The sequence below is a fragment of the Paenibacillus sp. GXUN7292 genome (assembly GCF_050864975.1).
In the GTDB taxonomy this organism is placed as follows: domain Bacteria; phylum Bacillota; class Bacilli; order Paenibacillales; family Paenibacillaceae; genus Pristimantibacillus.
Genome location: NZ_JBOZWO010000041.1, coordinates 1 through 16,747 on the forward strand (window position 1 = coordinate 1; position 16,747 = coordinate 16,747).

Below are 16,747 nucleotides of genomic sequence, written 5' to 3' on the forward strand. Positions count from 1 at the left end.
GTGTGTCCGGCTGATTCCGCTTACTTGTTCAACAACTTCTACCGGACCGAGAGCGTAAGCCAGATGCGTGAACATGGTGTTAGAGTCGGCTGAACAATTGGCTTGGATGGGTTTATCCCTTCTAGAGTCTAAAGAGGAATAAGAACCCACCTTTGGCGTCAACCTTGGGGTGGGTTCTTACTTTTTCTTGTTGTTATCGCTGACGTATGTTAAAAGTACAAGGATAAACATTCCAAATAGGAACATAATCGTTATTGCATCTTCCGAAGGAAACTTACTTCGTAAGCTTATGCTCAAAGGGATACTATGCCCACCCAAGATTCAAATTATCTTTTACTATTCTACCATGATATACCAAAAAAAGAAGATCGATTGTTCCTGTTACTTACGTCCTTCTTATGTTTTTAAATCTTGTTAATTTCACCTAACGTTCAGATATTCACGACGTTCATTCCCCTTAGATAGCTCTTCGAATGGTTCGATGCGTGAATATGGTGTTATCAGAGGGACCATTCTTCCATGAGTTTCTATAGTAAAGCTTCAAATGAAAGTATTTGTTCAGAACTTTGATCTACAGCATACCAAGTTGAAGCATCATATTTGTTTGAAATAGAATTCCACGCTATATATACATGAAATTGGCATAATTCATTAACTCTAATACTCGGAAGTTCTATTGTTAACCCTTCTTCATTACTCATTACTAAATCATACGAATCTCTTAATCTTATAGGCATTAACTTATTACCATTCATTCTTTGAACCATGTATTCCGAGTCCTCGGCTCCTATAGATAGACGCCGACAATCTTTATCCCAAGTCGATGCTTCCAGGTATTGTCCTGTATCACTTCCCCCATCTTCCCAACATCTTTGTGACCAATACGTTAAAAATCTCAGGGAAATGTTATCTGTTTCACATAATATTCTTATTAGAATACCTACAGCACTATCCATTTTCATCGTTTCCGGAATATAAATTGGTGGATTAGAAATTACAGTTTCAACAATAATGTTTCTAGCTTCCCATCCATATATCCGTCCTCCGGATGGAAGTACTTTATTAAAATTCGGTTTCTCTAACAAGATATCAAGATCACCATAATAAAGCGATAGATTAACTGTACCCAACGGAGTAATAATTGATGGTTCAGTATTGCACTCATTAAATTCTATTGTTGTGCTAGGTTTAAATAATTTCATATTTTTCACCCCTTATGGTCTTTCTGATAACGTCGTCACATTCGCGAACCCCACCGACTTAGATAGCTCTTATCTTAGTCGGTGAGGGTATCTGCTGATTCCTCCTCCTCGAAATTCCTCGGCAGACCGAGAGCGCCAGCTCGATGTGTGGATGGTGTTATGTGATTTTACTGACTTCCTACGAACGACTTACAAAAATATTTATCTGCGGTCATGGCAATTTAATAGGTGATCCTGAAATATATTGAGTAATTACCCATTCTTTATTTATTTTCTCAAGTATAATCCTATCCGTCTCTGTCGTAGTACTATCATGTCCATATTCTACTTCAACGAAAACATATCGCTTATTTTTACCAAGCCAGAGTATTGGCTTATATTGAATTCCTTTAATATCACCATACCAATGTCGATAATTTATAAGAAATGTTGCAATAGAACCTTGTTTTTCGGTAAAATCCAAGTCATTTCTGTATTTTATATCAAAATATTTATAAAGATCCGCATACTCTTCATCAATGAAATCCTCGTAGAATCCATTTAATGTAGTTTTCACATTCTTCTTTTCCTGTAGGCAAAGAAGAAAATATATAAAAGATAAAAGGATAAGTATTATAAATAATGTTATGATAATTTTTTTCTTCATCTATTGCTCCTTAGTTCTAGATTTTTATTTTTTTCAGTAATTTCCCATAACGTTATTGTATTCACGACGTCCTACTATCTTAAGCCTGAAGGGCGGCTTCGATGCGGTTAGGTGGTGGGATGTGTCCCGTTGATTCTGCTTCCCCGGTATACTGAAATGCCTCACTGAACTCACTTCGGACTGCTGCCGGACCGAGGACCGAATGGCCCGAAGCGAATATTGTGTTAGCAGACTTCCTGAAATACTCTCGAATGCTTCATTAAATTTGTTCTTAAATCCGTTCTTTCATCTGTTCTTAAATTGCCAAATATACAACACTTAAATAAATTCATTAATCCGTATAGATTTGTTCTATGTCCATTAACATCAATGATTGTATCTCTTGGAACTTTTAGTTTTTTCAAAGTATTTATTACAAGGTCTTTAACCTCAATTTCATTAGTATCGTAAACTTCAATATCAAGATTTCCCGTACCTCTCTCACCTTTCCCTTGAAGTACCTCTTCAATCGCATCTTCAATAACATCTTTCGGTACTTCGACTTTTGAATGAAAGTAGATAAAGATAAAAGATATCCATTTACTAATCCCCTTACTGGAATCGATTGTACTTGTTCCTTCTTGAACTTGTTTTCCTAAACTCAATCACTTAGGAATTTCTGCTAACGTTCATATATTCACGACATCCATTCCCCTTAGATAGCTCTTATATTAGGGGAATGGATGTGTCCGCAGCCTTTACTTCTTGAATCAGCTTCTGTAGACCGAGATCCGAATGGATCGATGTGTGAATATGGTGTTAGACGAAGTTCATTTGAATTACTCACACTTTTTATATATGTTTTCCTATATTTATTCTTTCCTCTGCAATTGATCTTATTTCTTCATCCTCATCATTGATTAATACTTCAAGAACTTTTAATGTTACTTTTTTATTTCTAACAACAGAGCTTCTAACAAAATGAATACAATGCTAGTTTCATTTGAAGCTCATCCGTTATCTTGTTTTTTGATGCTATCATACGTCCATTCCCCTTAGATAGCTCTTATCTTAGGGGAATGGATGTGTCCACAGCCTATACTTCTTGCAATCCCTTCTGCGGACCGAGATCCGAAAGGATCGATTCGTGAATATTTTGTTATGTGAAGTACCTGACATCTTGGAATATCAATCAAAAATCTTAATTAATTCATTTACGAGTTCATTTAAATAGGTTTGATCTGATTCAATGTTGAAAGTTAATTCGTTGTCTTTATCGTGTCTCTCTCTAAATGTTCCCTTTACTTCTATATACCCTCTGGTTTTATACTCAATAATTAATTCTAATGTCCCTTCATAATTAATTAATTTCGCTACTCCCTTACATCTTTTATGTGCCTCTATTAATCCTATATAGAATAATCTAATATCTTCAATTGATATCCAAAGAACACCTGAAACTGAATAATTACCACTTTTGATCTCTATTCCTGCAGTGTCAATTGTCTCATAGTAGAGCTTCTCTTCAGAATTTCTTATTTCAGAGTAAAGTGTTAATGTTATCAAACCTTCATCACACTTAATGATTTGAATGGTTTTCATTTCACTAATCCTCGTTATTATTTAATTATTTTGGATTTCAGGTATTTCACATAATGTTATTATATTCACTACGTCTATCCCCCTTAGATAGCTCTTATCTTAGGGGGATGGATGTGTCCGGTAACTCCTGCTTCCCCGAAATCCATCTGCCGAACCGAGGGCCGAATGGCTCGATGCGTGAATATTGTGTTATATGGCGGAACTCTGAGTTACCTGCATTAATAATATTTTGTATTTATTACATCCTCAATTGATAATCCTTCAGGAGATTCATCTGTAAATTCATTACTAGGATCATAGTTCTCATTTTTCCATCTATTAAGCATTTCATTCTCAACAATAGTAATTGGTAGCAATCTTAGAAAGTCAGAATTCATTTCCTTAATTATTTGTTTTCCTTCGATAATCGTTTCAACTTTAGGAATAATTATTGATATTGGCTCTAAACTCCACAAATTATGATGATGTTCATACTTTTCATATAATCTTATAAATACTGAATAATTTTCATCAATATCCTCAATAATTTCATCAACCAGCCTATAATACATAGTATCAGTTATTTCAAAATCAAAATCAGGAAATTCCCTCTCTATTCCCTCTTGTTTCATGTTTAATATCTTATAAGAGTCTTGGTTACGTTCATGCCCCCAGACTTTGTCTGATTTCATAATTGTTTTGTTAATTTCAATATTTACAATAAATAAAATCAGAACAATAAAAATTGCAATCACAATAGAAGTTTTTAATGTATTCACTTACTAATCACATCTTTCTTCGTTCTGTCATCTAACGTTCGTTCAGATATTCACGACGTCTTTTCCCCTTAGATAGCTCTTATCCTAGGGAAACAGATGTGTCCGCGTATTTACTCTACGGACCGAGATCCGAAAGGATCGACGCGTAAATATGATGTTTGTTATATGAAGTCTGTGGCATCTTAGAGCTACTCGATCTGAACTATTTTTTATTAGTATATTCAATTACATCTTCAATTTTGTTTGTACTTAGTATTACTTTCTGTGACTTCATTCTCAATGTACAGTACGTTCAGTTAGGTGTTTTGTTTTATTTTGCCCAGGGAAAAGCCATTTTGATGGATTCTCTTGGACGCGATACTGCCTGACCATTGCAAATGCTGCTTCTGAAAGTAAGGCAAAGCGAGCTTTTCTGCCTTTTCCTTGTCTTATTCGGATCGTTTTAGCTTCTTGATCAAAATCCTGCAACTGGAGGCGTACCACTTCGCTTACTCGCAAACCTGATGAATAGGTAAGGTATAGTAATGTTTTGTGCTTTATGTTTTGTAGGGATTCTAAGATGTTTTTTACTTCATGAAGGGTTAATACGTTGGGCAGTTTTTTTTCTTTTTTGGGACGAATGTATGAAGGAGCAGTTTGTTAGTTCAGTACTTTCTCGTAATAAAATTTGATTGCACTAATGGCTTGATTGACGTAGGAATGAGACAGCTTTTTATTAAGTAAAGTTAAAGTATAAGATTGAATAGCTAGGTTTTGACTGTTTTTCTCATTCTTGCGATTTGACTTATGTCCAAGCTTGTTCTCACCCTTATAGCTATCTTCAAACGAGTTCGTACTTTCGGATTCATTGATATATCCATTCTGTTTTTAATTAAATTCAAGCTCATTTATAAACATAATATAACGTTCAACATGGCTGCTATAGGTCTTTATTGTCTTTATGCTGTACCCGCGAATTTGCAGTGCTTCCTTTAATTTTTGTTTGGATTCTCGATTCCATTGCGGTACTCCTGTTGTTTTCAAATCTTTCAGCTGAGGACACTCAGCTTTAAGCTCAGAGTCAACATGAAGCTCGAAATTTTGCAATGCTTCTATTAATTGAGAGATAGCTATATATTTATAGGGTATTGTCCATAATTTTTCTGCAGGGTGCCATCGTCTGCCTTGAATCAATTTAATCGCTGTGACAATTTCTCCACTATATTCAAATTGAATTGCAAGTAATGAGTCTGTTAACTTTGACAAATAAACTCCCATACATATCCTCCTCATTATACCTTTATTTTTAATATTTGGTAACAAAAAGAGGTCTGCAGTTCAGTCTTGTTGGACCTTTGCAAACCTCCGATTCTTTCGGCGCACTTAAGAATATATTTTTCTATTATCTGACTAGATTATTAATGCTAGACTCTTATTTCACTATCACATCTAAAGCAATTTTAGACCAATTTTCTAAATGGTCGTAATCCAATTTCAACTCTTCAGCTGAAGAAAGCTTTCCGGCTAATTGATCAACTTCTTTTACACGAATTTCAGTGCCTTCTGGGTATTCCAACTGAATCAAAATACCAATATGTACTTTCCCCACTTCATTAGAATCATCATTTATAAAGCCAAGTGTGGTTAGTTTAGGTTCGACATTAGACTTAATTTCCAGCTCTTCATTTAGCTCTCTTTGAAGATTTTCTAGAAGAAGCTCGTCCCAGCCTTTGCCCTCTATTGTATTCATATGTCCGCCTAAGCCAATGGAGATCATATTATGGAGTCTTTCCTCTCCGCCTTTGTTAAGCCTTTTATACGTAAATAGATCAGCCCCGACTTTCACGATTACATAGGGAATCGGTTGTTTATAGAGCGGATTTGTTTCAGCATCTCCTCTTCTCATTTCTTCAAAATGCCTAGACAAATTCTTATTCATACACTCAACATTCTTTTTATCAGCTGTAAACCCTTGAAATTCATTAATTTCTTGAAAAAGCTTTTCTCTTTCTATAACAACGATAATTTCATCATTTTTACTCATTAACAATCTTCCTTTCAAAGTTAAAAATACTGTCTGTTATGATGGACCTTTCTCTATAATAACAGAATATGAGCATTAACTATATCGCTTATCATTTCCTCTTTAGGAACGCTAAAAAGCCGAGTGCATTTAGCACTCGGCTCATCAAATGAGCTTTGATTTCAAAAGCCCATGTCCAGTTATGAACTAATAATTGAAACTGCCTCTTGCTTTAACTTAGGGCAAGTAGAGCAATAATCCTCTTCAACGCAGGTCTGATAATAAAGACAGCATGTTTTCCGTATACGAATCGGCTCGTCGGATTTCGCTGTTAGCATTTTAGGTTGATCGAACTTAGCTAGCGGGTTTAGGGTTTCACCGAACAGATGCGCAGGTGCAGCTTTGAGCAAGTATCGGAAGTCATCTTCGATCCTCATTTTCTGTTCGGCCGTAGCACCCTCGCTCATTCTTTTCTCGTACAGCCAGTATACGTAAATGGAAGTGTTTTCCCATAACACAGACTTCGAAATAGGAGCTGTTTTAGACATCGAACGCCATACTACCGCGATATTTTCTGCAAAAATATGACGGATCACTTGATCCCGCCATTCTTCCCGTTTGCCATCAACAGGCTGGGATACATCCCAGTTGGCCAAACGCAGATTTGGGAGCCATAATTGTTCATCTTTGCTATAATCGATATAGCAATTTTCAATGGAATAATCAAATGCTTTATCGAACATGGTCATCGCATACAGGCTTGAAGCGATCATCAAATAACTGTATCTTTTAGAAAAGAGTGAGGCAGCCACTACTCGGGTAGAGGCGTTCAACAGCGTCGATACCTCATTCAAATAATCTAATAAAATGTACGGTTCCAATAAATCAATCGCATGTATGGTAAAGGAATGGTCAGCCGATTGTTCAAGCGCTAATCGATAATCCTTCGTTAATACATGTAACTCTTCCGATTTAAACAAATTTGCCACCACGCTTTACTCCTTTTACCTATATATATGTGATTGATAATTTTTATTAACTTTCCTTTTACTCGAAAATTTCGTGCGTATTTATCAAAAATGATAATCATTATTAATTAGAATTTTATCGCATATTGCTGCGGCTGTCCATTCCGTTACATTCGAGAGGTATTTTTAATAAAGGAGGCAGATTTTTTTGGGAAAGAAACTATCTAAAACATTAAAAAGACCGGTTATGATTATAGGAATAATTATCGGAGTATCAATCATAGCCTCAAGTTGAAAGAAGACATCTGCTCCTTTTTTGGATAGATGCCTTCTTTTTGTTTTTAACTGCGAAAGATTGAGAACTGCCACATTGTCGCTTTAACTTCGCCTTTGGGCATCCATACAATGCGATATAATTGCTGACCCCAAATATGCCTAAGCTTTTCATCGACAAGTTCAATCGGTTCAATCTTACATTCCAGGGACGGTCCGCTAATCTGAACTCGAGCAACCTCCCGTTCTTCGAAGAACAATCGAACTTCATTATTAGTTACAACCTTTGGTAAACAGGGAGTCATCCAATGCATGGCGATGTTAGCCGTTTCTTCACGCAGGATGACGTTTTCTTCTAGAGTTACTTTCGGCGTTGTCGTACGGTCGAGTATTAAACTTCGCCTCCAACGTTCCACTCCTGCCTCCACCGGATACGCACCTGCCAACTCCACAGTGAAGCTGGCCTGATCCTGTTTTACTTCATAGTCACAGGAACGAGCTGCGTATTCTCGTCCGGCCTGTTGTTGAAATCCGTTGATCGCGGGCAGATTGTGATAGGAAGATTGCATGCACCATATCTCATAACGCTTGTCGGAGAAGGTCTGCGCGGTATATATCCCTACTCCCGGGTCTATTAAAAGCGGCTTGCCATCAAGATAAACAATGAACTGCCCCACATCATTATGATTGTGGTTCTCTGCGTTGTTTCCTCCCTTGGCGGACAAGTAGAAACCTTCGGCCGATCCCGATGTTTCTCTTGCTGTTGCAATCTGCAAATCCGGCATCCATGTATCTTGAAGGAATATCTCTCCTTCCTCATCAGCTGTCAGACGTTCGTAACAAGCGAGTTCCTGCAGCTCGCGATACAGGGAATTTGCCTGTAACAGTTCGCCTTGCTTGCGCCCCTCTCGATGAAGACGTCTTCCCAGCGAGGCTAATCCCGCATCTAAAATCCGCTCACCGTACCTGTATAGACAAACCGGTGTACCCAAATGACGTGCCGAGCCGTCCGCATAGTTCACAAAATAATCATCAGCTATATATGTCTTCAGCATAAAACGCCCAATCTCACCAATCAGCCGTTCATTGTATATACTAATTTTTCCACCACTGGCCGTATAGAGAAGTTCAAGGCAGTCAAACAGCGATCCTCCTGCACGATACCAATACGAGCTGCCTTCATCGCAGCCGCCGTCGGCAGGATAACTCGCAATGAACAAATCCAGCGTACGCATACTTTTGGATACAGCCTTCATGCGCTTGGATTCGTCCGCCTCCAGCAGCAGAATAACGCCTAGACAGTTAGAAGTGCACCAGGGAGCCCAATTATTGATTCCAAAAGGGTTAACTTCCAGCATCCACCAATAATCATTACGTTTCAGATAAGGATCTATGATTCGCCGCTTTAGCTCATGCTGAATGCGCTCTACCAGCAAAGGGCTTACTCCTGCGAGCGCTGGCTCGAGCAAATAAAGCGCCCATGCAAGCTCGGCTCCCGTTTCGCTGGCGAATAAATCAATTATGGGCTCGGAGACATCCGCAATTGGTTCATGCTTCTTACTCGCCATATAAAGATGGGCAGGCAATATCCATGTCGTCTCTTCGCAAATCGCCCAAAGACCATTGATAATATCGTCCAGAAATCTCCCTTTCCCTTCGATCCACTCCCCCATAATCAAAGCATGGAGGGCATGACGACGGATGAAATAAGGTTTTTCATAACGTGCTCTGTTGCCCGTTCTAACAAAATCCATGAACAATGTTGCGCTCAAGGACGGCCAGTCAAAATGCAAATATTTTTCTGCACGCTCCAGAATAAATGACTCTAGTTCATCAGAAACTCCCCGTTGCGCAGACCATTTTGAGTCGAACGGAAGGAAGTTTTCCAAAGGCACAAGCAGATTCTTTAATTGACTTGCATATCGCTCAGTCAGCATTATAAATCATTCCCCACAATCCCTTTTTCAGCAGTTTGTCAACATCAAACGGGCAGTTGCCACCCCTTCTCCCTCCACAACTACCTGAATAGGTCCAGGCTCATCGCTGGAACGGATCACAGCCAAACATCGGCCCTTATATGCATGGCAACGGTCGGATCTGTAGCTTGTATTGCTAGTCAGATCGGCGGATATCACCCCCAGCAAACTTCCACTGCCCTTGACCTTAACAGTCACCCTGTTTGAAGCATCGGGTACCACAACTCCACTTTCATCTACAACAGCAATTTCAATTGCGGTATCCTCCATCCTCGCTCCCTGAATAGCGTTGTCTTGACAATTCAATTGAATCCGCGAAGCACGTCTGGAGGTCACAAGCTCGCTTGTGCATACAGGCTTGCCCTTTATATATCCGATTGCCTGCAAGATGCCTGGCGCATATTCCAGATTCCACTCCATAGCAAAAGGATTGTCTGGCTCCGTTCTGCGCAAGCCTAGTGATATCCCATTTAAGACGAGCTCTACCTGCTCACAATTTGTAAAGCAGTAAACAGTTTTGTTGGCTCCTTTGTCTGGAAAATTCCAATGCAAGTCAGCCTTCAAATAACGGTAATGTCCGTAATCTTCCTCGTTTTCTGCTTTTACGGCCAACTGAAGGACGGAGGTATCAGACCAAATACTGGCTCTGTAGAAATATTCACCATTAGGTGTATCAATGCTGTCCACCATACCGTAAGCATAGCCGTGTCGCAATATCCGATCCGCGCTTTTATTGGAACTAGCCAATCGCGAAATATCGAAGGTATCTCCCAAGCAGGCGTCCTCTCCAAAACGATCTATACCCTCTCCTATATAATCGTACCCAACCCACAGAAACTGACCTATCGCGTAGTTCTGCTTCTGGATAGCCTGCCAGTGCTCCGGATCAAAGCTTGTCTCCGATCCTACAACTACCTGACTGGGACGTTGCCGATGTATGTTGGCATAATAGGACTTTCCTTCACGATTGGAAACATAATTGTACCCGGCCACATCCACCTGATCCATGATCCCTTCATAAATGGGAAGCATGTGGCTGCCCTCCGCACATACCGTAACAGGTCGGGTGTTATCCTCTTCCTTGCAAATCTTCACCAGTCTTTTTAGAATATCAATGCCATCTTTAAAATATAATTCCGGTATTTCATTTCCTACACTCCACATGATGACGCTTGGGTGATTACGTCCGCGACTGATCATCGCACGCAGATCGGTATCGTGCCACTGTTGAAAATCCAGGTAATACCCATATCTGTTTTTACCATAGGGCTGGTCGCTGTATCCCCTTGTCCACCCGGACTGCCATTCGTCAAATGCCTCATCCATAACCAGGAGACCTAAAAAGTCGCAGACATGATAGAACTCGGACGGGAACGGATGATGTGCCGTACGAATCGCATTGACTCCGGCTTTCTTCAGCAGACCAAGCCTCCTTACCCAGGTTTTATAAGGCACCGCTCCTCCGTAAATTCCCGCATCCTGGTGGAGACAGACACCCTTTAGCTTCATCGTTTGCCCATTAATAGAGAAGCCTTCATTCTGGTGAAACGAAAGCGTCCTTATCCCTAAAGGTGTCATGCAATCATCCACCAGTTCTCCATTCGCCAGCAGTCTGGAACGAATACGATACATTTCCGGATGTGTCGGACTCCATAAAGAGGGCTTGTCTACCCGCAGCTCCTGTGTGAACTCATGCCTGCTGAACTCAGGAAACACCTTCGATTCCTGCGCCTCTGCCACGATGCGCCCTTTGCTGTCGATAATGGAGGTGATTAATACCGCATTTTTCTGTACCTCGTGATTATCTTTTATTCCTGTGCCTTGCCAGTTAAAGGCGTTCCATATTGTATCCTTATAGCGCTCAACGCGGACATTGGTGCGAATTGTAAGTTCAGCACGGTCTTCATCGGCGGCTGCGATGTCCGTCCTGATTCCCCATTGCTCGATATGCAGGGCATTCATGGAGATAAGAAAAACTTGGCGGTATAAGCCCGCCCCCGTATAAAATCTGGAATACGGCTGCAGGGAACTGTCCGCCCTAACAGCAATAATATTGACCGCCCCTTCTTCATGATGAATAAAAGGGGTGATGTCATACCAGAAAGGGGTAAATCCGTAAGGGTGCTGTCCCAGAAATTGTCCATTCAGCCATACCTGACTCTTCATGGCAACGCCGTCAAACAGTATATAATACTTCTCCTGTCTGTGACCGGTGGGCAATATCAAATGCTTCCGGTACCAGAGCACACCGCTTTGCACAAATCCGTTGGCCTCATGTTCTTCAGAAAATTGTCCCTCAACAGAATAATCATGTGGAATATTCAGCGTACGCCAGGAGGAATCATCAAAGTCTTCCCGAAATGCATGGGGAACATCGTGCGGACAAAATTTCCAATCCTTACATAAGGATCGCACTTCTCTGGCCTCCAAATCAGAGGTCATCCGATCCATGTATGATGCGATGGTAGAGTTAAGATTCGTGCTCATGACAAACCTCCGTAAACAAATTGTCAAAAATCCCAAGGCAGAAGGATGTTGCTGGGCTGCAGACGCAAAATAGACTCGTACAAAAAGTAATCTCCATAGATTAGACTTTGATTGGAATAGATGTACTTCCGATCTTTTTCTTCCTGGCTGCCCTCCTTGTACGCAGGCCCCACGCTTCCATGCAAAAGAAAAGCATGAACGTAAGGAGAGGTTGGGGGGCGATGGGCTTGAAGCAAGCGGGATATAATCCGCTCCGCCACCTCCTGCAATTCTCCGTCGACAGAATCGTGCAAGCCCAATTCTAGAATCCCGCAGCTTGCAATACTCATGGCGGAAGTATCCACAGGGAGCCATTGATTGCGTGGTGCGGCAAAATCCCAAGGAGCATCGCCTTCAGGTAGCGTAGACTGTATCCAATATTGCAGGCAGCGCTGTGAAGCCAGGAGGAAATCCTTGTTGCCCGTATACCGGTATGCTAGCGCGAATCCATATATGGCCCACGCTTGGCCCCTGGACCAAGCAGAAGTATGGGAATAGCCTTGCACAGTGCTCCCGCCAATCGGACTTCCAGTTTCGTGATTGAAATTATAGGTATGGTAAGTGCTGCCGTCTTCCCTCACGATGCAGCGTGCCAATTGGGTGGCATGAGCCTCCGCAGCATTCCGGTAGCAGGATTGGCCTGTTTCTTTGGCTGCCCAGAATAGGAGCGGCACATTCATCAGACTGTCAATGATGGCCTTCCCCTTTTTTTCCTGCCGGAATTGCGGTGTATCTGTTTCCCAGTCATTCCATGCACGGATATAGCTGCCGTTCTTCTGATAACGACCTAGCAGCACTTCCGCTGACCTCAGCCCTACCGTCCTTGAAGACCTCGAACCAGTCAATAAATAGTGGTAAACAGCAGTGAGATGAAATATGAAGCCTACATCATGATCCAGATCCATATATCCCCTGCTTTTATTAACCAATGAATCATTATTTACCCGCTCCTCCAGAAACGGCATATACCGCTCATACTCTCGCAACAGCAGATCATCCTGATTTCCCGAGTATGCCAGCAAAAGCAGCCCTGGCCAGAAACCGTCGGTCCACTGTCCTTTTCCCGACAAGGCGTGCTGCCCATCCGCCGAACCGACAGCAGTGGGAATGTCTCCATTGTAATGCAGACAGTTTCTATATAATTTCAGATTTAGATCCCGCATCGCATCATATCGTTCTATTTCATAATCGGTCACGTTTGTACTATCATTAATCATATTCTTTTTCATCCCTTAACCGCCCCCAGCGTAACCCCTTTGACAAAGTATTTTTGCAAGAATGGATACAGCGCTACAATCGGCAAAGCTGTCAATATGACCGTTGCCATCTGAATGGAAACCGCCGGAGGCAGGGGGCGGTCCGAGTCATTGAGATTAAACATGTCGAACTGCCCGACCGTTACCACTTGCCGGAGAAGAACTTGCAGTGGCCATAATGTTGGCTTATTAATGTAAATAACGGCGGAAAAGTACTGATTCCAGTTGCCGACGGCATAAAACAAGGTGAATGTGGCAAGAGAAGCCGTGGAAAGAGGCATCATAATCCGCCAGAAAACTCCCCAATCAGAGCATCCATCAATTTTTGCCGATTCAATAATCCCTTCATCAATACTTCGGAAAAATTCCCGAATGATAATAACATTGAAGGCCGAAACCGCACTGGGAATCATCATGGCCCACAAGGAGTTGATGAGACCGGTTGCTTTAACCACCAGATAAGTGGGTATAAGTCCGCCTCCGAACATCATGGTGAAAATGATCATCAGCATAATCCAACGTCTTCCTGAGAAGTTATGCCGAGACAAGGCGAAAGCTGTAAACGTTGTAAGCAGCATGTTAAGCGCAGTACCTAGCACAGTAACAATGACCGAATTGCGAAATAACTGAAAAAAGATGCCAGTGTCAAATATATATATATAAGAGGTAAAATCCCAAGTTCGTGGCCAAAGAATAAAATCGCCGGACATTTGATCCTTCACTGTCGCTGTAGACATAGCGAAAACATGAAAGAAAGGAAGAATGCAAAGCAAAGCGAAAATAGATAAAAACACCACATTTAAAATGTCAAACCATCGGGAAACCGCTTTCTCAGTCAAGGTATTAGCTCCTCTCCAAACCTCAGGACCTGTCAATACAGTCCCTGTCCGTTTATTTTCCGAACTATTTTGTTTGAGCCATAAATGAGCACAAAGCCAATCAATCCTTTGAGCAGCCCTACGGCAGTGGCAAAGCTATATTTGCCGCTTACCAGACCGGTCGAATACAGATAGGTTTCCAATACTTCTCCAACCCCGCTGACCCGTGCGTTCAGCATGAGGAATACTTGCTCGAAACCCACATCAAGGACATTACCCAAACGTAAAATGAATAGCACCAGAATGGTCCCGCGCAGACCCGGGAGAGAAACATGCCATATTTGTCGAAACCGTCCGGCACCGTCAATTTTGGACGCTTCATACAATTCTGGACTAATGCTCAGCAAGGCAGCCAGATAGATGATTGTTCCCCAACCCGATTCTTTCCAAATCAGTTGAAGCACAAGCATCAGACGAAAATGATCCGGATCGGATAATAAATTGAAATCATGAACACCTACTTGCCCGAGGAGTGTCGTAATTCCTCCGTTGCTGCTGAACATAAGGTAGAAAATGCCTGCAATAACCGGCCACGATAAAAAGTGGGGCAAATAAACTATCGTCTGGATCGGCCGCTTCAGCCAGCTTTTACTCAATTCATGAATCATGATGGCCAGCACAATGGGAAATGTAAAGGCTAACACAATTTGATAAAAACTGATAACAAGGGTATTCCAAAGCACACGCGGTATTTCATCGTTTTGGATGAGATTTAAAAAATGCTTCAGTCCTACCCATGGACTATCCGTAACGCCTCGAATCGGATTATAGTCTTGAAAAGCAATTACGATGCCAAACATGGGAATATATTTGTAAATAATGAAAAACAGGACACCCGGCAGAACCATTAGCCATAAATACCGTTCTTCCTTTAATGTCTTCCAGATTTTTCTTCGTCTGGTTGACGCAGGAGCAACCTTTAACGCCGGAAGCTTTTTTGTATTCATTGTCGTGTCTCCTCTTAAACGAAACGAGCCTATCAAGATCAGGTATGAAATGCTAGATAATAAGCTGTTTCTCCAAAATGGAACGGCCCGCGACCGCGGGCCGTTCCGTTCGTTTGCCCGTCTTATTTGTTTTGGCTTGCCTGATACGTTTCGTTCATTTCATCCAGAATTTTTTGGCCCCCCTTGGCCTTCCAATCTTCAAGCGCTTTGTCGTAGAATTCCAAAGGCTGCTCTCCGGTAATGACTTTTACGATATTTTCAAACAACATTTTGTTCAATTCCGTTCCTTTTTCCTTAAAGGTAGGAGATGGCACAAGCTTGAGCGCAGGATCCGAATAAGGCGTTCCTGTCAAGGCAGCCTTATAAGAGGCATTTTTTACATCTTTAATTTCCTGGCTGTCATTGGGATTATTCAAGTCGACAACATCCGTCGGTGGATTCGTAATGAGATATAAAGATGGTCTCTCTTTGTTGCCCAAGTCGGTATAAACGACTTTTCCATCTTGCATATTGTAATGCTCGCCTTCTATTCCATGTTTCAGCAATCGATACAGTTCAGAGTTTATATCCGATTCCATCTGATCATCCAGGAATTTAAGCATGCGCTTTACCTTTGCTTCGTCTTTGGCTTGAGTCGCCGGAATCGCAACAAAACCATTGAAGCCTGATCCCTTGGCATAACCCTGGAATCCATTTGGTCCCTTAAGCGCGGGAATCGGCTCCCATTGAAAATCGGGATTAATGGCCCTGGCTTTGTTCAATCTGTCTTCATTGTAAGCGTTCCAAGCGAAATCCCCGATTACCCCTGCACGGCCGCTCAGAAAATCATCTTCTGCCTGATTGCCTTTCATGATGACAAAATCCTTTGAAAGGATACCCTCGCTGTACAATTTGGCCAAGTATGCAAGACCATCACGGAAATTCGGATGCGCAAGGACAGGATATATTTTTCCATCCGTATGCTTGTTCCAATTTATATTCATGGGCGTGTTAAAAGAACCAAGAAGAGAAACCGCGCCAAGCGCACCGGATCCCGCATTGAAAGCCAGACCATAGGTATCTTTCTGGCCATTCTCATCTGGATCGCGCTCCACAAACTGCTTCATGACCGATTCCAATTCTTCGTAAGTCGTAGGCATGTCCAAGCCCAGGTTATCCAGCCAATCCTTGCGGATAGTTAATGTATGAGCTGCTTGGGAACGGAGCCTTGGGAGACCGTATATGTGACCGTTATACGTCATCAAGTCCATAATTTCTTTCGGCATCTTGGCCAGATTGGGTGTATCTTGTTCATTAATGTAGTTTTCGAGAGGCATAAACACACCATTCTCCACATAGTTGTACCAATTTTCATCCAGTGCGGGGTAAACTGTAAGATCCGGAAGATCGCCGGATGCTACCATAACCCCCAGCTTGTTATAATAATCGGCAGCTGCTACGGGAATAAAGCTGTAATCCATGTTGTATTTGTCCTCCAAAATTTTCATTCCCGAGCTCTTATCTGGAGGAGCAGCTGAATACAGTATGGTCATGGCTGATACATTAATCTTTTTTGTTGTATCGTCTTTTTCGTTGGCTTGATTTTGAGTCGGCGTGGATTCCGATCCAGGCTTATTGTTTTTGTTGTTATTGCTGTTGTTGCTGCATGCTGCTGTAAGCAACGTTGTGACCAGCACAAACGCTAGCGACAGCGTAATCATTTTCTTCATTTGCTCAACAGACCTCCCATAATAA

Annotated in this window: 16 protein-coding genes; all 16 read right to left on the reverse strand. The window is 41.6% G+C overall.

What is annotated here, in order from left to right; genetic code table 11:
* Positions 1 to 177 precede the first annotated feature (177 nt).
* A complete protein-coding gene (locus ACRRU2_RS23675) occupies positions 178 to 246 on the reverse strand; it encodes a putative holin-like toxin (RefSeq protein ID WP_432505552.1) in 69 nt (22 codons plus the stop codon).
* 281 nt (positions 247 to 527) lie between these two features.
* Positions 528 to 1,202: a hypothetical protein gene (locus ACRRU2_RS23680; RefSeq protein ID WP_432505488.1), complete on the reverse strand. Its 675-nt coding sequence runs from the start codon at positions 1,200 to 1,202 to the stop codon at positions 528 to 530.
* 211 nt (positions 1,203 to 1,413) lie between these two features.
* Positions 1,414 to 1,848: a hypothetical protein gene (locus ACRRU2_RS23685; RefSeq protein ID WP_331701874.1), complete on the reverse strand. Its 435-nt coding sequence runs from the start codon at positions 1,846 to 1,848 to the stop codon at positions 1,414 to 1,416.
* A gap of 224 nt (positions 1,849 to 2,072) precedes the next feature.
* Positions 2,073 to 2,492 carry a hypothetical protein gene (locus tag ACRRU2_RS23690; RefSeq protein WP_432505490.1) on the reverse strand — a complete coding sequence of 140 codons (420 nt, stop codon included), beginning with the start codon at positions 2,490 to 2,492 and terminating at the stop codon, positions 2,073 to 2,075.
* A 523-nt stretch (positions 2,493 to 3,015) separates the two neighbouring features.
* Positions 3,016 to 3,429, reverse strand: coding sequence for a WapI family immunity protein (locus tag ACRRU2_RS23695; protein ID WP_331702726.1), 414 nt, complete (start codon positions 3,427 to 3,429; stop codon positions 3,016 to 3,018).
* A 218-nt stretch (positions 3,430 to 3,647) separates the two neighbouring features.
* Positions 3,648 to 4,187: a hypothetical protein gene (locus tag ACRRU2_RS23700; protein ID WP_432505492.1), complete on the reverse strand. Its 540-nt coding sequence runs from the start codon at positions 4,185 to 4,187 to the stop codon at positions 3,648 to 3,650.
* A gap of 276 nt (positions 4,188 to 4,463) precedes the next feature.
* Positions 4,464 to 4,808 carry a tyrosine-type recombinase/integrase gene (locus tag ACRRU2_RS23705; protein ID WP_432505554.1) on the reverse strand — a complete coding sequence of 115 codons (345 nt, stop codon included), beginning with the start codon at positions 4,806 to 4,808 and terminating at the stop codon, positions 4,464 to 4,466.
* 246 nt (positions 4,809 to 5,054) lie between these two features.
* Positions 5,055 to 5,444 carry a hypothetical protein gene (locus ACRRU2_RS23710; RefSeq protein WP_432505494.1) on the reverse strand — a complete coding sequence of 130 codons (390 nt, stop codon included), beginning with the start codon at positions 5,442 to 5,444 and terminating at the stop codon, positions 5,055 to 5,057.
* A gap of 154 nt (positions 5,445 to 5,598) precedes the next feature.
* On the reverse strand, positions 5,599 to 6,210 hold the full coding sequence (locus ACRRU2_RS23715; protein WP_432505496.1) for a hypothetical protein: 612 nt from the start codon (positions 6,208 to 6,210) through the stop codon (positions 5,599 to 5,601).
* Between the two features lie 179 nt (positions 6,211 to 6,389).
* Entirely contained in the window at positions 6,390 to 7,178 is a 789-nt protein-coding gene (locus ACRRU2_RS23720; protein ID WP_432505498.1) for an IucA/IucC family C-terminal-domain containing protein, read from the reverse strand.
* Between the two features lie 320 nt (positions 7,179 to 7,498).
* Entirely contained in the window at positions 7,499 to 9,367 is a 1,869-nt protein-coding gene (locus tag ACRRU2_RS23725) for a heparinase II/III domain-containing protein (RefSeq protein WP_432505502.1), read from the reverse strand.
* 27 nt (positions 9,368 to 9,394) lie between these two features.
* The gene (locus tag ACRRU2_RS23730; RefSeq protein ID WP_432505504.1) at positions 9,395 to 11,893 is read right to left on the reverse strand and encodes a glycoside hydrolase family 2 TIM barrel-domain containing protein; all 2,499 of its coding nucleotides are present in this window, start codon (positions 11,891 to 11,893) and stop codon (positions 9,395 to 9,397) included.
* A gap of 23 nt (positions 11,894 to 11,916) precedes the next feature.
* The gene (locus ACRRU2_RS23735) at positions 11,917 to 13,161 is read right to left on the reverse strand and encodes a glycoside hydrolase family 88 protein (protein ID WP_432505506.1); all 1,245 of its coding nucleotides are present in this window, start codon (positions 13,159 to 13,161) and stop codon (positions 11,917 to 11,919) included.
* Complete coding sequence (locus ACRRU2_RS23740; RefSeq protein ID WP_432505508.1) at positions 13,158 to 14,027, reverse strand: carbohydrate ABC transporter permease; 870 nt, start codon at positions 14,025 to 14,027, stop codon at positions 13,158 to 13,160. Before ACRRU2_RS23740 ends, ACRRU2_RS23735 begins: the two co-directional genes overlap by 4 nt.
* A 32-nt stretch (positions 14,028 to 14,059) precedes the next feature.
* Positions 14,060 to 15,013, reverse strand: a complete 954-nt coding sequence (locus ACRRU2_RS23745; RefSeq protein WP_331702133.1) for an ABC transporter permease — start codon at positions 15,011 to 15,013, stop codon at positions 14,060 to 14,062.
* Positions 15,014 to 15,135: 122 nt separating this feature from the next.
* Positions 15,136 to 16,722 (reverse strand): extracellular solute-binding protein, encoded by a 1,587-nt coding sequence (locus ACRRU2_RS23750; RefSeq protein WP_331702132.1) that lies wholly within the window; start codon positions 16,720 to 16,722, stop codon positions 15,136 to 15,138.
* Between the last annotated feature and the right edge of the window lie 25 nt (positions 16,723 to 16,747).

Coding starts and splice junctions, on each gene's coding strand:
- ACRRU2_RS23680 (WP_432505488.1), bottom strand. CDS start 1,202: ATGAAATTATTTAAACCTAGCACAACAATAGAATTTAATGAGTGCAAT.
- ACRRU2_RS23715 (WP_432505496.1), bottom strand. CDS start 6,210: ATGAGTAAAAATGATGAAATTATCGTTGTTATAGAAAGAGAAAAGCTT.
- ACRRU2_RS23745 (WP_331702133.1), bottom strand. CDS start 15,013: ATGAATACAAAAAAGCTTCCGGCGTTAAAGGTTGCTCCTGCGTCAACC.
- ACRRU2_RS23750 (WP_331702132.1), bottom strand. CDS start 16,722: ATGAAGAAAATGATTACGCTGTCGCTAGCGTTTGTGCTGGTCACAACG.
- ACRRU2_RS23725 (WP_432505502.1), bottom strand. CDS start 9,367: ATGCTGACTGAGCGATATGCAAGTCAATTAAAGAATCTGCTTGTGCCT.
- ACRRU2_RS23695 (WP_331702726.1), bottom strand. CDS start 3,429: ATGAAAACCATTCAAATCATTAAGTGTGATGAAGGTTTGATAACATTA.
- ACRRU2_RS23730 (WP_432505504.1), bottom strand. CDS start 11,893: ATGAGCACGAATCTTAACTCTACCATCGCATCATACATGGATCGGATG.
- ACRRU2_RS23735 (WP_432505506.1), bottom strand. CDS start 13,161: ATGAAAAAGAATATGATTAATGATAGTACAAACGTGACCGATTATGAA.
- ACRRU2_RS23685 (WP_331701874.1), bottom strand. CDS start 1,848: ATGAAGAAAAAAATTATCATAACATTATTTATAATACTTATCCTTTTA.
- ACRRU2_RS23710 (WP_432505494.1), bottom strand. CDS start 5,444: ATGGGAGTTTATTTGTCAAAGTTAACAGACTCATTACTTGCAATTCAA.